12 protein-coding genes are annotated in these 20,559 nt (G+C 70.4%); 4 read left to right on the top strand and 8 right to left on the bottom strand.

Annotation, left to right across the window (positions count from 1 at the left end):
- Positions 1-21 precede the first annotated feature (21 nt).
- From P0Y48_06350 to P0Y48_06335, 4 genes are read right to left on the bottom strand one after another with little or no spacing between them, the layout of a single operon-like run.
- A complete protein-coding gene (locus P0Y48_06350; GenBank protein WEK14806.1) occupies positions 22-5,943 on the bottom strand; it encodes an Ig-like domain-containing protein in 5,922 nt (1,973 codons plus the stop codon).
- Position 5,944: 1 nt separating this feature from the next.
- Positions 5,945-7,090 carry a serine/threonine-protein kinase gene (locus tag P0Y48_06345; GenBank protein ID WEK14805.1) on the bottom strand — a complete coding sequence of 382 codons (1,146 nt, stop codon included), beginning with the start codon at positions 7,088-7,090 and terminating at the stop codon, positions 5,945-5,947.
- A 2-nt stretch (positions 7,091-7,092) separates the two neighbouring features.
- Positions 7,093-8,043, bottom strand: coding sequence for an FHA domain-containing protein (locus P0Y48_06340; GenBank protein WEK14804.1), 951 nt, complete (start codon positions 8,041-8,043; stop codon positions 7,093-7,095).
- A gap of 56 nt (positions 8,044-8,099) precedes the next feature.
- Positions 8,100-9,698: a phospholipid carrier-dependent glycosyltransferase gene (locus P0Y48_06335; protein ID WEK14803.1), complete on the bottom strand. Its 1,599-nt coding sequence runs from the start codon at positions 9,696-9,698 to the stop codon at positions 8,100-8,102.
- Positions 9,699-9,721: 23 nt separating this feature from the next.
- On the opposite strand from P0Y48_06335, the gene rsmI reads away from it, so the two are divergent.
- Positions 9,722-10,558, top strand: a complete 837-nt coding sequence (rsmI, locus tag P0Y48_06330) for a 16S rRNA (cytidine(1402)-2'-O)-methyltransferase (GenBank protein ID WEK14802.1) — start codon at positions 9,722-9,724, stop codon at positions 10,556-10,558.
- On the opposite strand, the gene P0Y48_06325 is transcribed toward rsmI, so the two are convergent.
- From P0Y48_06325 to P0Y48_06310, 4 genes are all read right to left on the bottom strand, one after another.
- Positions 10,548-11,483, bottom strand: coding sequence for an ABC transporter permease subunit (locus tag P0Y48_06325; protein ID WEK14801.1), 936 nt, complete (start codon positions 11,481-11,483; stop codon positions 10,548-10,550). The two genes, rsmI and P0Y48_06325, sit on opposite strands and share 11 nt — an antisense overlap.
- Positions 11,483-13,114, bottom strand: a complete 1,632-nt coding sequence (locus P0Y48_06320; GenBank protein ID WEK14800.1) for an ABC transporter permease subunit — start codon at positions 13,112-13,114, stop codon at positions 11,483-11,485. The genes P0Y48_06325 and P0Y48_06320 overlap by 1 nt, the downstream gene beginning before the upstream one ends.
- Positions 13,115-13,191: 77 nt before the next feature.
- The gene (locus P0Y48_06315; protein WEK14799.1) at positions 13,192-14,430 is read right to left on the bottom strand and encodes an extracellular solute-binding protein; all 1,239 of its coding nucleotides are present in this window, start codon (positions 14,428-14,430) and stop codon (positions 13,192-13,194) included.
- 148 nt (positions 14,431-14,578) lie between these two features.
- A complete protein-coding gene (locus P0Y48_06310) occupies positions 14,579-16,615 on the bottom strand; it encodes a beta-galactosidase (protein ID WEK14798.1) in 2,037 nt (678 codons plus the stop codon).
- A gap of 203 nt (positions 16,616-16,818) precedes the next feature.
- On the opposite strand from P0Y48_06310, the gene P0Y48_06305 reads away from it, so the two are divergent.
- The 3 genes from P0Y48_06305 to P0Y48_06295 all read left to right on the top strand — a co-directional run bounded on the left by P0Y48_06305 (position 16,819) and on the right by P0Y48_06295 (position 20,522).
- The gene (locus tag P0Y48_06305) at positions 16,819-17,829 is read left to right on the top strand and encodes a LacI family DNA-binding transcriptional regulator (GenBank protein WEK14797.1); all 1,011 of its coding nucleotides are present in this window, start codon (positions 16,819-16,821) and stop codon (positions 17,827-17,829) included.
- A gap of 82 nt (positions 17,830-17,911) precedes the next feature.
- Positions 17,912-19,495, top strand: coding sequence for a methionine--tRNA ligase (gene metG, locus P0Y48_06300; protein ID WEK14796.1), 1,584 nt, complete (start codon positions 17,912-17,914; stop codon positions 19,493-19,495).
- A gap of 142 nt (positions 19,496-19,637) precedes the next feature.
- Positions 19,638-20,522 (top strand): TatD family hydrolase, encoded by an 885-nt coding sequence (locus P0Y48_06295; GenBank protein ID WEK14795.1) that lies wholly within the window; start codon positions 19,638-19,640, stop codon positions 20,520-20,522.
- The last annotated feature ends 37 nt before the right edge of the window (positions 20,523-20,559 follow it).

The raw sequence follows: 20,559 nt of genomic DNA, 5'->3' as shown, positions 1-20,559 counted from the left end.
GGGAGGAATGGGGGGTCTGGGTCACGGTGCCGGCTCGGGTTCCGGCTCGGGTGGGGCGCACGTGAGCGACTGTGTCACGGAACCGAACGAGGAGAGCCGATTCTGCCAGGTCAGCGTCCACGTCCATGTCACGACCCCGGCGTCGTCGGCGCTCGACGTGGTCGACAGCTCATAGTCTGCGGGGTTGGCCGTCACCGTGGGGCTCGGCGCCGTGGTGTCTTCGCTGCGGCACTGTTCGGTGGGGAACGACACGCGGGCGGTGTACTCCGCACCGGCCGCGGCGGTCACGGTGACGGGGTCTCCGCACCGCGACGTGTTGAAGCGCACGCAGAAGAAGGCCTGGATCGTGCCCGGGTGCTGACCGAGCTGGTCGGGGCCGAACAGGCTCGCGAAGTCGTCGGTCTTCGCTCCGCCGTCCTTGCTGTAGAAGACGCGGTAGAGCGCCGAGTTCGAGTAGCCGGGGCCGTTGACCCGGTCCCAGAGGTACGTGCTCGTCTGCGAGATCGAGTACGACGCGGCATCCGGCGCCGGGATCCCCTCGGTCGGAGTCGCGGAACCCGACTTCTCGGTGCGCCCGAAGCCCTGGCCGCTGCGTTCGGTCACGGCGCAGGCGGTCACGGTGCTCTCCCGCCAGAGATCGCGGTTCTCGAAGGTGCGGCTGGTCGTCCCGCCGTCGGCGCCGAGCACGAGCGTGGGATCGCAGGTTCCGCCGTCGATGGCGAAGCCCACGAGGATGCGGTCGCCGACGCCGTTGGGGGAGACGGTCGCGGTCGCCGTCACGGTTCCCGGATTGGAGCTGCGCGACGCGGTCACATCCAGTGTGAGCGCCGGCGCGCCGATGCCGTTCGCCCGGAACGAGTACGCCGCGCCGGCTTGGGAGCCCCCGGGGATCGGCGGCAGCTCGAAGCGCGTCAACGGCGTCGCCGTGAGGGGGGTGGGGCTGTTGGAACCGATGACGTAGCCGGAGAAGGTGACGCTCGACCCGCGCACCGGCTGGGTGACGTCGCCGCCGCTGCCGCCGGAGAGCGTCACGGTGCCGGTGGAGTCGTCGATCCCGGTGATGGTGATGTTCGCGACCCCGCCGGTCGTGCCGTTGGGCACCGGCTCGACGATCGATCCCGTCGGCGCGGCCGGCGCGGCGTACGCCCACGCCGACACCTGCACATCGCTGCGGGACTCGCCGACCGAGTTGTACGCGGTCGCCTGATAGGTGACGGGCGTGCCGAGCTCGGCGGGGATCGCGGGACACGCTCCCGCGGCGTCGCACGTGGCGACGACCCGTCCGCCGGCGCGGATCCGGAACCCGTCGACGGCGGGGTAGGAGCGGGTGTCGGCGATGACCCGGAGGGTGACGCTGTCGCCGGTGAAGCCGATCCAGTCCACGCGCGTGGGCGCCGCGGGCAGCCCCTGGAGATCGAGCAGGATTGTCCCGTTGCGGTCTCCCGCCGAGGTGCGCCCCTGCGCGTCGGCGACGACGAAGGATGCCGTGCAGTCGGCGGCGCCTGGGGCATCCGTCGACCACGACGCGCGAACGGCCGTGGCGCTGGCCTTCGAGAAGGTCACCCCCGTGCAGTTGGCGGGCGACCCGACCGAGACGAGTGCCAGCGGCGTTCCCGGCAGCGGGTTGATCTCGCCCGAAGTGCCGATCACGGTGATCGTGCACGAGGACGCGCCGTCGGCCTGCGTGCATCGCTGGCTCGCCGTGCCGCCCTTGGGCAGCTGTGAAGGCGCGGGGCCCACCGTGAGGTTGAGCGCAGCCGCTGCGGCGTCGGGGTGGCTGGGCAGCGTCACCGAGACGGCTTCCTCGCGTCCGGGTCGGGCATCGTCCTGCGCCGTCACGGTGAGCACCGAACCGGAACGGCTGACGTCGAACTGATCGCCGCGGTATCCGTCGGCGAACTCCAGGCTGTCCCAGTCTTCGCGGCCCGCCCAGCCCACCATCGTCGTGAGGTCGTACTCCTGCGTCTGGCCCGGGCCGACGGTGATCGATGCGCTCCTCAGGAACGGCTCGGGATCCTCCGCCTCCACGACGACGCGGATCGTCAGGTACGTGTAGTCGTCCTGCACGTCGAGTTTCACGGGCACGACGCACGTGTCGGTCCAGGGGGAGTCCGCGCCCGCCGTGTAGCGGATCGTCGTTCCCGACACGCTCTCGCAGCGTGCGTTGACGCGGATGCCACCGGCGCGGACGCCCTCGGCATCCACCTGCAGCGTGCGCCCCTCGGGGACGGCGATGGCCGTCGCGAGGTCGAGGTCGCGCGATTCGTTCTCCCGCACGTCGATCTGTGCGGCGTCCGCGCGCAACGACAGCCGGATGTCCTGATCGCCCGGCACCCGGAGGAAGCCGTACGAGACGACCTCGGTGCCGTCGAAGGAGGTGCCGGCGACGCGGAACGGGATCAGGAGCGACTCGGAGGGGATCTGCCCGCGGATGCGCGATCCGTCGACCTCGATCCCGGGGTGCGAGCCCCACAGCGACAGCGTGAGGTCGTCGACGTCGCCCGTGTTCCACGCGACCTTGCCCGACAGCACGTCGACGCCGGTCGGGAACGCCTCGCGCGTCTCGATGGTCAGGGTCGTGTCGGTCACGACGGGGTAGTCCGGCACGGGCATCGGCACCGCTTTGACCACGATCAGTCCCATCGCGGTGTCACCGGTCTGATTGCGGACCGTGTACACGTACGACGACGTGCCGGGCGTCTCTCCGGCCCGGACGGTCACTTCGCCGTCGTCGATCGTCCCGAGGAGGGATGCCAGGGTGTCGAACTCCGCGGAGCCCTCCGGGGCGTTCGGGACGACCGACTCGAGCGTCAATGCGCCCCCGGCGGGATCGACGTCGTTGTCGGTGGGTCGGACGCGCGCCTCGCTGTCGGCGCCGACCTGGATCTGCAGGTAGTCGCTGAAGGTCACGGGGCTGGGATCCGATTCTGAGGCGAGCACGCCCACGCGCACCTCGGCCTGCCCGAGAGCGCCCTCGGCGTCGCGCACCTGGTAGCGGAACGCGTCCTGCCCGCTGAAGCCCACCGGGCTCGTGTACACGATCGCGTCGCCCTCGGCAGAGATCGTCGCCGTCCCGCCCTGGGCGGGCTGCGTGAGCACACGATCGAGCGTCACGGCGTCGCCGTCGGGATCGACGCCGAACCGGTCGAACGGGATGCGGACGGACTCGCCGCTGAGCACCCGCCCTTCCAGCACGCGGGGGAGCGGCGCCCTGTTGGCCTCGTCGCCGACGACGGTGATCACGACGCGGGCCGTGTCGGTCGCGTCGGGGAAGCCCAGCCGGAAGATCGTGTAGCCGACGCTGTACGTCCCGGGCGCGTCGGGTGCCAGATAGCGCACGAGCCGGCCCGTCGCGAAGGCCAGTCCCGCACCGGACTCGTTGACGATCGTCGACGGGTCGACGGAGATGAGCGCACCGGCGGGGGCGCTGTCGTTGCCCAGCACGGGGATGTCGATCTGCGCTCCTGCTCGGACCGTCACGGTGTCGTCGACGGCGATCGGCGGGTCGCTCTGCGGCGAGTCGAGCAGGATGACGGTGAGTTCGCCGGCCGCGGTGGCGGCGGGAGCGCCCGTGCCGTCGGACACGGTGTAGCGCACGACGCCGAGCACCCCCGGTGCACCGTCGTCGGTGGTGCCGCTCACTCGGATCATGCGCTGTCCCACCAGATCGACGCTCATGGTCGCCTGCGGGGCGCTCTCGGGACGCAGATCGCTCAACAGCAGCACGCGGCCGGCGGGGTTGGTCACGGCCGGGAACACATCGACGGTCGCGTCTTCGCTCGGACGCACGAACGCGGTGAGCGGCGGAGTGGAGATGACGGTCTCGGCGGGATCGCGCATGGTCACCCGGATCGTCGCTGTCTCCTCGCCGCGATCATCGCGCACGGTGTACTGCAGCAAGTACGACCCGGGTGCGTCCGCGGTGAACTCCATGCTGAGATCGGCGGCGTTGGCCGCGACCGACGCCGCGCTCTCGTCGAGGACGACGGCGCCGGTGAGGAGGGGGATGCCGGTGGTTCCGCTCACGTGCGCGTCGACGTCGATCGACAGCGGAGTGCCCGCGACGCCCACGAGGGCGAAGGAGTCCACCGTCAGGCGCGGGGAGGGGGTGACGGCGACCGTCATGGAGCGGCGGGTCGTCGCGCCGCGCGCATCGGCGACGGTCAGGGCGAGGGTCACGTCGACCGCTTCGTCCGCGTTGGCGTCGGGATGCTGGTAGGTGACGGTGCCGTCGGGCTGACCGGCGGCGGTCCCGATGCCGGTCTCGTTCTCCACCGAGGCGAGGTAGATCGGATCGCCGTCGGGGTCGATCCAGCCGTAGAGGGCGTCGACTGTCACGGTGCCGCCGGGGACGACGGTGGGTCGCGGCGGATCGGCGAGGCAGTCGTCGGGATCGCAGCGGGTCGGCGGACGATTGACGTCGTCCGGTACGACGGTCAGGGTGACCGTGGCTTCGTTCGACACCAGCCCATCGGGCGACGTGCCGTCGGTGACCCGGTAGCGGAAGCTCGCCGTTCCCGTCGCGTCGGGCGCGACGTCGACCACGAGGGTCTGCTCCGCCCCCGCGATGGTGACCGACCCGAATGCCGGGTCGAGGCCGCTCAGCGAGGTGACCTCGACGCTCAGGACGTCTTCGTTCGGGTCGTGGTCGTTCAGGAGGATGGGGAGTGTGGCGACGGAGCCTGCGCGGACGCCGAAGGCATCGTCCTCGGCGACCGGCGGCTTGGGGTCGATGACCCGGTCGGCGACGGTGTCGTCGTCAGGCGCCGCTTCCGAGGTCTCCTCCAGGGCCCACTGCTGGGACGAGGCGATGAGTGCTCCCTCCGGCACGGTCCACACCCAGCCCGAGCTCCGCTCGTTGAGGGCGACGCGCGCGCCGTCGGTCAGGAACTCCGGATCGACCTGCTCGCCGAGTGTCGCCGTCCCGTAGTCCAGGGGATTGAGCGTCGGAGCATCGGTGGTCCACAGCGCGCCGCCGCTCTCCCCGTCGCCGAGCCACGCGGCGAAGGTGGTGCCGGCCTGCGTCAGCGGCGCTGCGGGCGTTCCCAGACCGGATGCCGGAGCAGTGACGGTCCGTTCGGCCGTCCCGCCGTCGAGCGACACCCGGACGAGTCCCTCGGGATCGGCCAGGAAGAGGTCGCCTGCGTCGGTCGCCGGTCGCTGCATCCGCGCGCCGACGACGGCGCCCGTGGTGATCTCCTCGTCGCGACCCTGCACGCGCACCCCGCCGGTGGCCTCGTCCAGAAGCGCCCAGCGGCCGCCGACAGCGGTCAGCTGAACCTCCGCAGGTGCGCCGTCGACGGCATCCTCACCGAGAATCCGTCCCGTGCGAGCGTCGGCGCGCAGCACACGCGACTCGGCCGCCGAGTAGAGGTACGCGACACCGTCGGCGTCGACGGTGCTCGCCGTCGCCGCGAACCGCGGTCGCTCCTGCCCGTCCTCGACTTCGACGTCGGCGTAGGGGTCGATGGCGACGGCATCCCCGCCGCCGGAGAGCGTCGCCACCCAGACGCCGCCGACGTCGGTGCGGAAGGCGAGGAAGTCACCGGCCGTGGCGACGTCGACCGTGCCGGGCGGCGTGCGGGTGAAGGCATCCGTCGTCGTCGCCGTGAGGTCGGCCGGGGTGGCCATGTCGACGTCGGCGAACTGGGTGTCGCTGTCGGCGAAGACGAACAGCCGATCGCCTGTCTGCGCGAGCGAGCTCGCGTTCTCGGCGGTCTTGACGGTGTCGAGTTCGCCCAGTTCCAGATTGACCCGCGCGTAGGCGTCGCCGGCGCCGGTCTGGACCGCCCACAGCGTCCCGTCGTCCAGCGGCGTCTCTCGCGCGTCGAAACCGGGCCAGATGACCGCGAGTGTCGTCACGAGCCCGGCCACGACGACGACCGCACCGGCACCGATGAGGGTGCTGGTGCGGGGTCGGCGACGACGGAGCGGATCGGACACGTCAGCCCCCTCCCGCGATCAACGAGACGACGGTCACGGCGGCGGCGATCACGGCGGCTGCGCCCGCGAGGAGGAGCGCCAGTCGCAGGCCGCGTCGACGGGGAGGTAGGGGCTCCGATCCGGCGAGGACCGTGCCGTCGTCGGGGGCGCGACGGGTATGCGGGGTTGCGGCCCGGGAAGCGCGCCGGGACGCGTAGGCGACGGACGGGCGCACGGGACCGCGCGCGCGGTCGTCCGCGAAGTCGATCGCAGCCCCCGCGGTGGCCCACTCGTCGACGGCGACCTCCATCGGCGTGTGTGCGAGCCCCATCTCGTGCTGGACGAGTTGCAGATCGTAGGCGAACTCCGCCGCCGAGGCGTGGCGGACGGCGGGATCTTTGCTCATGGCACGCGCGAGCACGCCGTCGAGGCGTGGCGGGACGTCTGCCCGACCGACGGGCGTGTAGGCAGCGCGGCGGATGCGTGTCTTCAACTGCTCGCGGGTGTTCTGCCCGCTGCCCGCACGCTCGAACGGGCTGCGGCCTGCCAGCAGCGAGTACACCGTCGCACCGAGCGACCACACCTCCGCGGGGATCGACCCCGGGATCTTCTCGTCGACGATCTCGGGCGCGCTCCACGGCACCGACATCGCGAACACCTCGTCGGCTCCCGTCCGTCCGCTCACCGCGGCGGCGATGCCGAAGTCGCTGAGCACGGGCGCTCCGAACGCGGTGACGAGGATGTTCGACGGCTTGATGTCGCGGTGCAGCAGCCCCGAACGGTGCGCCGTCTCGAGCGCGGAGGCGATCTTGATGCCGAGCTGCAACACCTCCGCGACGGGAATCGCCTCGCGCCGATACCTCGTGGTCAGCGACGTCGGACAGTACTCCATCACGAGATACGGGCGACCGTCGGCGGAGATGCTCGCCTCGTACACCGTGAGGATCGACGGGTGGGAGCTCAGGCGGGCCATGACGTCGGCCTCCGCATTGAACATCCGCAGGAGCCCCTCGTCGACGATGTCCTTGAGGAGCACCTTGACGGCCACGGGTCGCCGGGGGAGATTCTGCTCGAACAGGAAGACGTCGGCGAACCCGCCCGTGCCCAGAGGACGAACGTACGTGAAGCCGCCGAGGACCGGAGGCGCGGAGGGCAGACGGGCGGCCACGCTCACCTCCCGCCGTCGGCGACGTCGACCGTCGCGATGATGTCGTCGCCGAGGTCGAGGGTGGCGCCGGGCGCGAGCGCCGCGGATGCGCCGTGGCGCAGCAACTGCATGGCGCCGTCGGGATCACGCACGATCGTGCCGTTGGTGGAGCCGAGGTCGCGGGCGATGATCGCCTCGGCATCCAGACGCACCTCCAGGTGCGCGCCGGAGATCTCCCGCCGCGGTGAGGGCAGGGTGATCAGCCGCGCGCCCGGGTGCGCCGCCGGCTTGGGCGACCGTCCGAACACGACGGGGAGATCGAGATCGAGCTCGCGGCCGTCGCTCAGTCGCAGCACGGGACGCATGCTCCCGCGCCGATGCACGCGGCTCAGCTCGGTGCGGTCGTCGGCAGGCTCGGGGAGCTGCTCGCGGCGGACGGTACCCACGGGCGGTTCGGGCGAGGCCAGTGCATCGGCGGGCAGTCCCCAGTCGAGGCGATCCGCCCGCACGATGCCGCGCCCGAGGGGGAGGCTTCCGAGGAGGGCGGGGGCGGGCCCCAGCTGGAGGGTGAGTCCGGCGACCTCGCTCGCAGCGCTCTCGCGCCACGTCGACGAGCCCTCGCCGGTGCGCACATCGCCGCCGGCCAGCACGATCTGCGCTCCGCCGCGGACGGCGAGGGCCACCGATCGGGTGGGAGCGTCGACGAGCTCGACGACGGCGAAATCGGCCACGGCGGCGAACCCGGGGTCGGCCGCGGGCGTCTCGGCGGACATCGCGGACAGCACGGATGCCAGGTCGGCGGCGGGGGAGCCGCCGTCGCCCGTCGTCGCACCGGAATCGGACGCGCTGAGTGCCCGCCACAGTCGGAGGGCCGTCTCGTCGTCGGCGTCGGCGGAGACGACCGCGAGGAAGCGTTCGGACACCATGGCGTAGCCGGCGACTGCAGGGTCGCGGGCGACGGCGTAGGTGAACACGTGAACAGCCTAAATGGCCGCGGCGACGGGACCGAGTGCGGCGTGGGCCGCGCGCGTCACACCCACCCCTGCAACCAGTTGTGCAGGCGGTAGAAGTCGTAGGGGACCTGCATCGCCGACCACAGCGGGTACCAGAACGCCGAGACGGCGATCGCGACGGCGAGGAAGACCGCCACGGTGCGTCGTCCCGCGCGTCGTCGGTCGGGATCGCGGCTGCTCCCGCCGGCGAGGTCGCGCAGGGCGAAGACGAGAGCCAGCAGCAGGAACGGCCAGATCGCGACCGTGTAGAACTGGAACACCGTGCGGCTGAAGAAGAGCCACGGCAGCCACGTGGAGGCGATGCCGACGAGGACGAGGGCGTGCCGCCAGTCGCGGTCGAGCGTGAAGCGGTAGACGAGATAGACGGCCGCCGCCACCGACGCGTACCACAGCAGCGGGTTGGGCATGCTGTACAGCACTTCGAGGCATCCGTTCGTGCCGCCCGTGCATCCGTCCTGACCGTCGATCGTGGATGCCGCGTGCATCGAGGTGGGTCGCCACAGCAGGGGCCACTGCCATGCCGGGCTCATGTAGCTGTGCTCGGCGGTGATGTTGAGCATGGCCCGATAGATCGTCTCGTGGTACTTCCACAGGCTCTGCAGCGGGAGCGGCACCCACGCGAAGAGCCCCGTCGCCGGGTCGGCATCCGCCGACTGGCGGTCGTAGCCGCCGGTGGTCGTCAGCCATCCCGTCCACGACGCGAGGTAGACGACGAAGGCCACCGGAACGAGCAGGACGAAGGACACGAGCCCCTGGCGGACGGCATCGACCGGCCAGTACACGACGCCCAGCCGGCGTCGCTCCAGCGCATCGCTGATGACGAGATAGAGTCCCACCGCCGCGAGCACCCAGACTCCCGACCACTTGACCCCCGTGGCGGCGCCGGCCGCGACGCCCGCGGCGATCACCCAGGGTCGGTTCCACAGCACAGGGCCCCAGAGCGGACCGTCCTCGCCCCGCGCGCGCGCCACGACTCCCGCCGCGAGCCGTTCGACGTGCCGCCGCCGATCCAACACCACGAACCAGAACGTGAGCAGCACGAAGAAGGTGAGGAAGATGTCCAGGAGAGAGACGCGACTGAGGACGATGCCGAGTCCGTCGATCGCGAGCAGACCCGACGCCGTGCCGGCGAACACGATCGACCCCGTCATGCTCTTGGCCAGAAGGTAGAGCAGCAGCACGCAGCCCGTGCCGAACAGCGCGGCGGAGATCCGCCAGCCGAACGACGACTCGGGCCCGAAGATCCACATGCCGATGCCGATGAGGAACTTGCCCAGCGGCGGGTGGACGACGAAGCTCGGGTCGGTCGTGAAGACGTCGGTCTGACCCGAGACGAACAACTCGTTGGCACCCTCGGGCCACGTGGCGGGATAGCCGAGCACCCACTGGCTCCACGCGTCCTTCACGTAATAGGTCTCGTCGAACACGAGGACGTGGGGATGTCCCAGATTCCACAGGCGCAGCACCGCCGCGACGATCGTGACGACGGCCGGAACGACCCACCCGTACAGGCGCCGCAGGTGAGGCTCGGCCGACATCCGCGCACGCCATCGGTCGTAGAAGGAGACGCGCGCGTCGGGGAGCTCGGGCAGCAAGGGCTCGACCGTCTTCGTCACGGGCACCAGCCTATGCTGGGGCGGTGATCATCCTCGCTGCGACGCCGATCGGGAATCTCCGCGACGCCTCCCCGCGACTCGTGGACGCGCTCGAATCGGCCACGCTGATCGCCTCCGAGGACACCCGGACGACGCAGCGCCTCCTGCAGGCGCTCGGCGTCGCGAACCGACCACGGCTCGTCGCCCTGCACGACCACAACGAGAAGCAGCGCGCGGGCGAGCTCGCCGAGCGTGCGGCGGCCGAGGACATCCTCGTGCTGAGCGACGCGGGCATGCCCACCGTGAGCGACCCCGGCTACGGCCTCGTGGCCGCGGCCGTCGCCCGGGGTGTCGCCGTCACCGTCATCCCCGGCCCCTCCGCCGTCGTCACCGCGCTCGCCGTCGCGGGGCTTCCCACCGATCGGTTCACCTTCGAGGGGTTCCTCCCTCGTAAGCCCGGCGAGCGGCGCTCCGCGTTGGGGGCGCTCGCGTCGGAGCCCCGCACGATGGTCTTCTTCGAAGCGCCGTCGCGACTTGCGGCGACGCTGCACGACATGGCCGGAGCCTTCGGCGACGACCGCCCGGCCGCCGTGTGCCGCGAACTCACGAAGCTCCACGAGGAGGTCGTGCGTGACGGTCTCGCCGCCCTCGCCGAGTGGGCGGATCAGGGAGTCCGTGGCGAGATCGTCGTCGTGGTCGGCGGGGCGACTGCCCGCTCCGTCACGGAGGAGGACGCCGTCGCCCAGGTGCTCGCGCTGGTGGGCGACGGCATCCGACTGAAGGATGCCGCCGCCGAGGTCGCCGGTCAGACCGGCCGCCGCTCGCGCGACCTGTACCAGGCCGCGCTCGCGGCGCGCGGGGCTCCTGCCGTCAGCCCTTGACCGACCCGGCGGTCAGCCCGCCGATGATGTAGCGCTGCAGGCCGAGGAAGAGCGCCAGCACGGGCACCGAGGCCAGGATCGCTCCGGCGGCGAACAGACCCCAGTTGCTGGAGAGCTGGTTCGAGACCCACTGGAACATCCCGACCGCCAGCGTCCAGTTGTCCTCGGAGACGAGCACGATCTTGGAGATGATGTAGTCGCCGAACGAGGCGATGAACGCGAGCAGCGCGACGACCGCGAGGATCGGGGTCACGAGCGGCATGATGATCGTCCAGAAGATCTGCGCGTGCGTGGCGCCGTCGATCTTCGCCGACTCGTCGAGCTCCATGGGGATCGTGTTGAAGAACCCGTACATGAGGAACGTGTTCACGCCCAGCGCGCCGCCGAGGTAGACGCAGATGAGCGCGATCTTCGAGTTGAGGCCGAGGGCGGGGAACACTTCGCCGATCGCCAGCAGCATCAGGAAGATGGCGACGAAGGCCAGGGCCTGCGGGAACATCTGGATGATGAGCAGTGACGTGAGGCCGGCGCGGCGCCCCCGGAAGCGGAACCGAGAGAACGCGTACGCGGCGGCGGCGCCCATGAGCACCGCGCCGAGCGCTGCGGCGAGTCCCACCTGCAGCGTGTTGCCGTACCACGTCCAGTAGCGGGTCTCGCTGAGGGCGGCGTAGTTGCCGAGATCGAACGCCGCGAACAGCGAGTTGCTCGCAGCGAGGCTTCCGCTGGGGTTGAGCGAGGCCGAGACCACGTAGACGAGGGGGAAGACGGCGTAGAAGATGATCACCGCGCCGAGGAGGTACTTCCAGCCGACCTCCAGGAGCCAGCGCCGACGGACGGCGCTGCGTCGCCCGGCGTCGAGCGTGACGGCAGAGCGGGCCTCGCGGGCTTCGCGGGTGGTGCTACGAGTGTCGTTCGCCGTGGACATCACTGGTACTCCTCGAGCTTCTTGGTCTGGCGGAAGGCCAGGGCGGAGATCAGTCCGACGACGATGAACACCAGGATCGACAGCGCGCTGGCAAGACCGTAGTCGGCCTTTCCGCCGTTGACGCCCGAGATGTCCCAGATCGCGGAGATGAGGATGTCGGTCGCGCCGAGCGCGTATGGCGCGCCGGGTATCGCGGGGCCGCCGTCGTTGAACATGTAGATGATCGTGAAGTTGTTGAAGCTGAACGCGAACGACGAGATCAGCAGCGGCGCCGTCGCGACGAGCACGAGCGGGAGGATGATCGAGCGCAGCTGGCGGAAGCGTCCCGCCCCGTCGATCGAAGCCGCTTCGAGTGCGTCGGCGGGGAGCGCCTGGATCGCGCCCGTGCACACCAGGAAGTAGTAGGGGTAGGTCAGCCAGACGTTGACGAACAGCACCGCGAGTCTGGCGAGCCAGGGATCACCGAGCCAGTCGATGTTGACGCCGCCGAAGAAGAACTCGTTGATGACGCCGAACTCGGCGTTGAACATGCCGCGGAACAGCAGCGCCGACATGAAGGCGGGGAAGGCGTACGGAAGGATGAAGAGAGTCCGCAGGATCTTCCGGCCCTTGATGCGCTCGTCGTTGAAGATGATCGCGAAGACGAGACCCATCGCGAACGGCACGATCACCGACAGCAGCGCCCACGCGAACGTCCACACCGTGACGAGGGCCAGCGGCTGGATCATCGCGGGGTCGGTGAACAGCCGCAGGAAGTTGTCGAAGCCGACGTGCACCGTCCAGCCGGTGGGGAGCATCGTGCCGTCGTCGCTCACGAAGTTGCCGGTATCCGATGCGCGGTACACCGTGCCCGAGGCGGTGTCGGTGATCGTCTGCGCCTCGGCATCCCACGTGAGAGTCGACTGGTAGATGGATGCCGAGCTGCCGTCGTTGGTGCGCAACGATCCCGCGTTGGGGTCGTCGGAGATCGGGACGCGCAGCGCGATGACCTCCTGCTGGAGGGCCTGGTCGCTGATGATGTCGTTGCGCGGGACGAGCGTCCAGCCGGGCACCTCGGTGGGGGCGCCGGCCGCCCCGGCCGTGCCGACGACGCCGAGCGGCGCTTCGGCCGAGCCCGCCTTGATCTGACCGTCCTCGACGATCGCGAAGCCGAGCGTGCCGTTCTGCTCGACGATCGCGAGGGGGAACGTGGGGGAGCCCTCGACCCGGCGCTCGCCCTGGCTGAGGGCGGCCTGCACGGCCTGCTCCTGCGAGCCGACGTGGCCGGCGCCGTAGTTGGTGAAGGCGATGTACGCCGTGTATCCGAAGATGAAGACCTGGAAGACCAGGAGGAAGCCGAGCCCCGGCAGGAGGTACTTCAGCGGCAGGGCGCGCTTGGTGAAGTAGACGATGTCGGCCGCGAGCAGCAGCACGACGGCGGCGCCGCAGATGAGCCACGACTCGGCCTGGGCGGCCGCGAAGATGCCCATGATGCCGAAGGCGTTGACGACGCCCATGATGGCGAGCTTCACGAGGAAGCCCCAGCCGATGCCGTTCCAACGGCGGCCGTGCGGTTCGCTCGGTGCGGATGCCGGGGCGGCCGGGCTCGGGGGCGCGGCCTGCGCCGAGGCGGTGTCGTTCGGAACCGACATGTGCATCTCCTTCGGGGGTGCTGAGCTCCGGGGGCGGGCGGTTCACCCGCCCCCGGAGACGTCAGCGGTTCAGTCGATCAGCCGATCAGCGCCTGCAGGTCGGTGATCATCTTGTCCCACGTGGATGCCGGGTCGGCGCCCTTGATGATCTGCACCTGTGCCGCGTTCCAGAGGTCCCAGACCGAGCCCATCTCGGGGATGTTCGGCATCGGGACGCCGTTCTGCGACGAGGCGACGAAGCCCGCGATGACCGGGTCGGACGAGACCTCGGTGGCGAGGTCGTTCCACGCCGGGATGCGCGGGTCGGCCTCGTACAGCGCCTTCTGGGCGTCGTACGTGGCGAGGTACTTCGTGAGGAACTCCTGTGCGACGAGCGCGTTCTTGCTCTGCGAGCTCACGTAGAAGCCCTGCACGCCCACGAACGGCGCGGCCGTCTCGCCGCCGGCCGAGGGGATCGGGTTGACCTTGATCTCCACGCCGTCGGCGGTGAGGGCCTCGATCGCCCAGGGGCCCTGGACCGTGTAGGCGGCCTTGCCGCTGGCGAAGAGCTCGTTGTTGGTGTCGTAGTCGATCGTCGTCGAGATGTAGCCGTCGCCCTTCTCGCCGTTGGCGCCGAGCCACTCGGCGAACGCGGTGCCCGCGTCGCCGCCCATGCCGACCTCGCTCGTGTAGCCGTCGGCGTTGCTGACGAACACCGGGGCGCCGAAGGAGGTCTGGAAGCCGTACATCGTGTAGGCGTCACCGGTCTGGCCCGCCGTGTTGATCACGATCGGACGCTCGGCGCCCGCGTCGGTCGCCGCCTTGATGGCGTCGTCCCACGTCGCCGGCGCGTCGTCGCCGACGAGCTCGGTGTTCTGGACGAGCGCGATCGTCTCGAGCGAGTAGGGGAGGGCGTAGAGCTGACCGTCGTAGGTGAAGGCGTCGAGGGAGACGGGGGCGAAGTTGCTCGCCGTCTCGGTCAGATCGACGGGGGAGACGACACCGGCCTGCACGAGGCTGCCGAGCCAGTCGTGGGCGCCGATGGTGATGTCGGGGCCCTCGCCGGTCGGAACCTGGTTGGTGAAGTCGGTGCGGATGTCCTCGAAGTTCTTCTGGACCAGCTCGATCTTCCCGCCGGTCTCCTCCTCGAAGGCCGCTGCGGCGGCCTCGATGGCGGGCTTGCGGTTCTCGTCGGTCCAGACGGTGAGGGTGACGCCGCTGGCGTCGATCGCGTCTTCGGTCTCGCTCGGCGTCGGGGTGGTGGGGGTGCTGCTGCAGCCCGCCAGCAGGAGGCCGGTCGCTGCGAGTGCAGCGATGCCGATTGCCATCTTGCGCATGGATTGTCCTTCCAAAGGGTGGTCGTTCCGGCGCGGCCTCGGTGAAGTCGCGTCGTCACGACCGATGGTGGGATGCCGCGGCCGGTCAGCCGCGACGGTGGTGTCTCTCAGTGCTGATTCGCGGGTCGCCCCGCAGGAGAGCGGTCGATCATCGACCACCCCCTTCGGCTGTGCGCTGTGTGCGGATGACGGCCACGTCACCCGCGTTCAGCACCAGCATGCCCCGTGCTTCCTCCTGTGTCAGCAGGTCGAAGCCCGAAGTGTGCAACGAAACGGCATCCGTTCCGTGGTTGATGGCGACGAGGTACTCGGCCTCGTCGGAGATGCGCCGCACCGACTCGACGCCGGCGGGGAGTCCCGCTGGCGTAATGCCGGCGTCGGTGTAGGCGGCGTCGAGCACAGCGGCCAGGCCCGCCGCGTCGGGGCGCGTGCTGACGTACCAGCCGGTGCCCTCGCCGTGCGTGTTGCGGGTGACGGCGGCCCGTCCGGCGGCAGGGCCGTCGAGGTAGGTCGCGCGCACCTGCGCCGTGCCGAGGACGAGGTCCTCCTGCCACGTGTCGGCGTCGTAGCGAACACCGTCGAGCTCGACGGCGGCGACGTGGCCCGAGCGCAGCGGCAGGTGCTCCTCGACCCGCACGCCCAGCGCCGGCTCGAGGGGGGCACCGAAGCCACCCGCGTGGACGGCGTCGTTCTCGTCGACGACACCGGAGAAGAAGGAGACGACGAGCGTGCCGCCGCCGGCGACGTACGCGTTGAGGTTCTCGGCATCCGCTGTGCTCAGCATGTACTGCGCGGGGGCGAGGACGAGCTTGTAGCCGGAGAGGTCGTGGCCCGGGAGGGCGAAGTCGACGGTGATGCCGTCGCGCCAGAGCTTCTCGTAGAAGGCGCGGACGCGCTCGTCGTGGCTGACGTCCTCCGACGGGCGCCATTCGAGGTCCTGCGCCCAGAACGACTCGAAGTCCCACAGGATGGCGACGTCGGCGTGCACGCGCGAGCCGCGCACCTCGGCGAGACGGTCGAGCTTGCCGCCGAGATCGACGACCTCGCGCCGCACGCGCGAGCCGGTGCCGGCGTGCGGCAGCATCGCCGAGTGGAACTTCTCGGCGCCCGAGCGTGAGGCCCGCCACTGGAAGAACAGGATGCCGTCGGCCCCGCGGCCGAAGTGGGAGAGCGAGTTGCGGGCCATCTCGCCGGGCCGCTTGGCGACGTTGCGCGGCTGCCAGTTGACGGCGGACGTCGAGTGCTCCATGAGGATCCACGGCGCGCCGCCGCCGACGGAACGGGTGAGGTCGGCGGCGATGGCGAGACCGATCTCGCCCTCCTCGTCGGCCGCCCAGAGGTAGTGGTCGTCGGAGACGATGTCGACCTCCCGCGCCCACGCCCACAGGTCGCAACCGCCGTGCTGGTTGGCCATGAAGTTGGTCGTGATGGGGCGGTCGCTGTGGGCACGGATCGCGTCGCGCTCGGCGATGAAGCAGGCGCGCAGCTGGTGGTCGGTGAAGCGGGCGAAGTCGAGGCGCTGAGCGGGATTGATGACCGACGGCGCGGTCGCGGGGGCACCGATGTGGGCCCACTGCCCGTAGTGCTGGCCCCAGAACGCGGTGCCCCAGGCCGCGTTGAGCGCGTCGAGCGTGCCGTACTTCTCGCGCAGCCACTCGCGCCATGCGGTGACGGCGTGCGGAGAGAAGTCTTCGCCGACGGGCACGCCGTACTCGTTGTGCACGTGCCAGAGCACCACGGCGGGGTGAGAGCCGTAGCGCCGCGCGAGAGCATCCGCGATGCGCACCGAGGCCGCGCGGTACGCGGGCGACGAGTGGGATGCCATGCCGCGCGCGCCGAAACCGAGCGGGACGCCGTCGCGCGTGACAGCGCGGGCGTCGGGGTGGTCGGCGAAGAACCAGGCGGGCGGGGAAGCGGTGGGGGTGCCGAGGTCGACGGCGATGCCGTTCGCGTGGAGCAGCTCGATCACGTCGTCGAGCCACGCGAAGTCGAACTCGCCCTCGCGCGTCTCGAGCAGTGCCCAGGAGAAGATCCCGATGCTCACGAGGTTGACGCCCGCCTCGCGCATGAGGGCGACGTCTTCCTGCCACACCTCGCGAGGCCACTGCTCCGGCGTGTAGTCGCCGCCATAGGCGATGCCGGAGATCGCGGGCCACGTGGTGGCGGGCGAGGGGCTGGGGCTCATGGCGTCGGGTCCTCGTTGTCCTGCTGTCCGGGCTCGCACCAGGACGTTCTGGTGGAGCGGCGGCTGTGACCGGTCACAGCCGCTGACCCAGTGTATGTCGGGCTTTCGAAGCCGCAGAGCCTTCGTTACCGAACTGTGACCGGTCCCAGATTCCCGGTCGCCGCGACGGAGGCAGACGCGCGGAGAGCGGTAGAGTCGCCCTGATGTCAGCAGCAGAACACCCCCGCAAGCCGACGATCCGCGATGTCGCGGCCGTCGCCGGTGTCAGCCACGGCACCGTCTCGCGGGTCATCAACGGGGGCCATTGGGTCTCGCCCGAGGCGCGCGCCGCCGTCGATGCCGCGATCCTCCAGACCGGATACACCGCCAACCACGCCGCGCGCAGCCTCGCGACCGGACGCGCGAACTCCCTCGCCTTCCTCCTCACCGAGCCGCAGCACCTGCTGTTCGCCGACTCCACGTACGCGCTGCTCCTGCGCGGTGCGACCGAAGCGCTCGCGGCCCGCTCGATGACGCTCGTGCTGCTGATCGCCGGCACGCCGGAGGAACAGGCCACCGTCGAGCAGTACGTCCGCGCCGGCCACGTCGACGGCGTGCTGCTGGTCTCGTCGCACGAGTCCGATTCGCTGCTCGCCTCGCTCGTGGCGGCCGGCGTTCCCACCGTGTGCGCCGGCATCCCCCTCGCGGCCGCATCGGTGCCGCACGTGTCGGTCGACGAGGTCGATTCGGCGCGATCCATGACGCGCTACCTGCGGGAGCGCGGACACCGGAAGATCGCCATCATCACGGGCCCCAACGACACTCCCGGCGGACGGTTCCGCCTCGTCGGGTTCCAGGAGGAGATGGGCGACGCGTTCGACCCCGACCTCGTGGAGCAGGGCAGCTACGAGCAGTCCAGCGGGGATGCCGCCATGACGCGTCTCCTCGAGCGAGCGCCCGACATCGACGCGGTGTTCGCGGCATCCGATGTCATGGCCGTGGGCGCCATCGCGGCACTGCGCCGCGCGGGCAAGCGCGTCCCCGAGGACATCGCGGTCGCGGGCTTCGACGACTCCGGGCTCGCCGAGGTGCACGATCCGCCGCTGACCACGGTGCGTCAGCCGTGGACGGAGATCTCGCACACCATGGTCGACATGGTGCTCGACGTCATCGCGGGACACTCGCGGGAGGCGGTCGTGCTCCCGACCGCGCTCATCGTCCGCGACACGGCCTGACCGCGGCGATTCCGGCGGCGGTGGGCGCCGAGCCGCCGTCACACTCGCCGAGCGCGCCCGTCCGGCCAACTAGAATCCTCGGGTGAGCACCGGCCGTTCCTTCTACATCACGACGCCCATCTACTACCCGAGCGATCTTCCCCACATCGGTCACGGGTACACGACGGTTGCCGTCGACACGCTCGCGCGCTGGCACCGGCAGGCCGGCGACGACACCTGGATGCTCACGGGCACCGACGAGCACGGTCAGAAGATGCTGCGGGCGGCCGCCGCCAACGGCGTCACGCCTCAGGAATGGGTCGACAAGCTCGTCGAAGAGTCGTGGTTCCCGCTGCTGAAGACGCTCGACGTCGCCAACGACGACTTCATTCGCACGACGCAGCAGCGCCACGAGGATCGCGTACAACAGTTCGTTCAGGCGCTCTTCGACCGCGGCTACATCTACGCGGGGGAGTACGAGGCGCTGTACTGCGTCGGCTGCGAGGAGTTCAAGCCCGAGGCCGAGATCGTCGACGGTACCGGGGCGTTCGAGGGTCTCAAGGTCTGCGCGATCCACTCCAAGCCCCTGGAGCTGCTTCAGGAGAAGAACTACTTCTTCAAGCTCAGCGAGTTCGGCGACCGGTTGCTCGAGCTCTACAAGACCGAACCGGACTTCGTGCGCCCCGAATCGGCGCGCAACGAGGTCGTGTCCTTCGTCAAGAGTGGACTGAAAGACCTCTCCATCTCCCGGTCGGCGTTCGACTGGGGCATCCGGGTTCCGTGGGACGACACCCACGTCATCTACGTGTGGGTCGACGCTCTCCTCAATTACGCGACCGCGGTCGGATACGGCACCGATCCCGAGCAGTTCGACCGCCGCTGGCCCGCCTACCACGTCGTCGGCAAGGACATCCTCCGGTTCCACGCCGTCATCTGGCCCGCCATGCTGATGGCCGCCGGGCTCGACGTGCCGCGCGGCGTCTTCGCCCACGGGTGGCTTCTGGTCGGCGGCGAGAAGATGTCCAAGTCCAAGCTGACGGGCATCGCGCCGACCGAGATCACCGACGTCTTCGGCTCCGACGCCTACCGCTTCTACTTCCTGTCCGCCATCGCGTTCGGTCAGGACGGGTCGTTCTCCTGGGAAGACCTCTCCGCCCGCTACCAGGCGGAGCTCGCCAACGGCTTCGGCAACCTGGCATCCCGCACGACGGCGATGATCGAGCGCTACTTCGAGGGCGTCATCCCGCCCGAGGGGTCCGAGGGGGAGCAGGCGGAGGGCGACCGCGTCATTCGCGAGACGGTCGCGAACGCGGCCGAGGCCGCCGACGCCGCCATGGAGCGCTTCCGCCCCGACGAGGCGATCGCGTCGATCTGGACGATCGTCGACGCCCTGAACGGCTACATCACCGAGAACGAGCCGTGGGCGCTCGCGAAGGACGACGCGCAGCGCGCGCGCCTGGGCACCGTGCTGTACACGGCCGCGGAGGGTCTGCGCGCACTCGCCGTGCTGCTCTCGCCGTTCATGCCGTCGGCCACCGAGAAGCTGTGGATCGCGCTCGGCGCGGCCGAATCGCTCGGTCGGCTGCAGGACCAGCCGCTGCGCGAGGCGGGCGCGTGGGGGGTGCTGCGCGCCGGCACGAGCGTCAACGGCCTCGCGCCGCTGTTCCCGCGCATCGAGCAGGCGTGACCGCCCTAGACCGTCGCATGTCCCGAATGCGGTCGGTGCATGTCCCTGTTTCGGCGAGGCATGTCCCGATTTCGGTTGTTGGAGTGGGCCCTGACCGACCGAAAGTGGGACATGCTGTGACTGACACCGGAGGGAAGAGGTCGTGACCGAGGCCGCCGATCCGTCGCAGTACGTCCGCACGCGCGAGAAGGGCACGCGCGACGTCACCTACCCCGATCCGCCCGAACCCCTCGCGGTGCCGGTGTACGACAACCACGCGCACCTCGAGATCGAGGACGGCGTCGGCCTCTCGCTCGACGAACAGCTCGATCGTGCCGCTGCTGTGGGCGTCGTCGGTGTCGTCCAGGCCGGTGGCGACATCGCCTCCAGTCGCTGGTCGGCCTGGGCCGCGGCATCCCACCCCCGCGTGCTCGCCGCTGTCGCTATCCACCCGAACGAAGCGCCGGCCTACGCCGCGGAGGGTCGGCTCGACGAAGCGATCGGCGTGATCGACGAGCTCGCCGGGCAGCCGCGCGTGCGGGCGATCGGCGAGACCGGGCTGGACTTCTTCCGGACGGATGCCGACGGCATCCCCGCCCAGTACGAGAGCTTCGAGGCGCACATCGCGCTGGCCAAGAAGCACGACATCGCGATGCAGATCCACGATCGCGACGCGCACGGCGCCGTCCTGGAGACGCTGGAGCGCGTGGGCGCGCCGGAGCGCACCGTCTTCCACTGCTTCTCGGGCGATGAGGCGATGGCGCGTATCGCCGCCGAGCGAGGCTACTGGCTGAGCTTCGCGGGCAACGTGACCTTCAAGAACGCGCAGAACCTCCGCCTTGCCCTCGCCGTGACCCCGCGCGAACGCATCCTCGTCGAGACCGACGCGCCGTTCCTCACGCCGGCGCCGCACCGTGGCCGGCCGAACGCGCCGTACCTCATCCCCGTGACGGTGCGCTTCCTGGCGGCCGAGCTCGGTGTCGAGGTCGACGAGCTGTGCGCGCAGCTCGCCGCGAACACGCTCGAGGTCTACGGCTCGTTCGACTGAGCGTCGCGCCTGCGCCGCGTCCGCCGTTCCCGGCAGC

It is taken from the genome of Candidatus Microbacterium phytovorans, assembly GCA_029202445.1.
GTDB classification, from domain to species: domain Bacteria; phylum Actinomycetota; class Actinomycetes; order Actinomycetales; family Microbacteriaceae; genus Microbacterium; species Microbacterium phytovorans.
Note: the sequence above shows the minus strand (reverse complement) of the source record. Positions and strands in the feature narration are given on the sequence as shown.

Excerpts from the sequence above, each read along its gene's own strand:
- P0Y48_06325 (WEK14801.1), bottom strand. The coding sequence starts at position 11,483 with ATGTCCACGGCGAACGACACTCGTAGCACCACCCGCGAAGCCCGCGAG.
- P0Y48_06320 (WEK14800.1), bottom strand. The coding sequence starts at position 13,114 with ATGTCGGTTCCGAACGACACCGCCTCGGCGCAGGCCGCGCCCCCGAGC.
- P0Y48_06315 (WEK14799.1), bottom strand. The coding sequence starts at position 14,430 with ATGCGCAAGATGGCAATCGGCATCGCTGCACTCGCAGCGACCGGCCTC.
- P0Y48_06310 (WEK14798.1), bottom strand. The coding sequence starts at position 16,615 with ATGAGCCCCAGCCCCTCGCCCGCCACCACGTGGCCCGCGATCTCCGGC.
- P0Y48_06305 (WEK14797.1), top strand. The coding sequence starts at position 16,819 with ATGTCAGCAGCAGAACACCCCCGCAAGCCGACGATCCGCGATGTCGCG.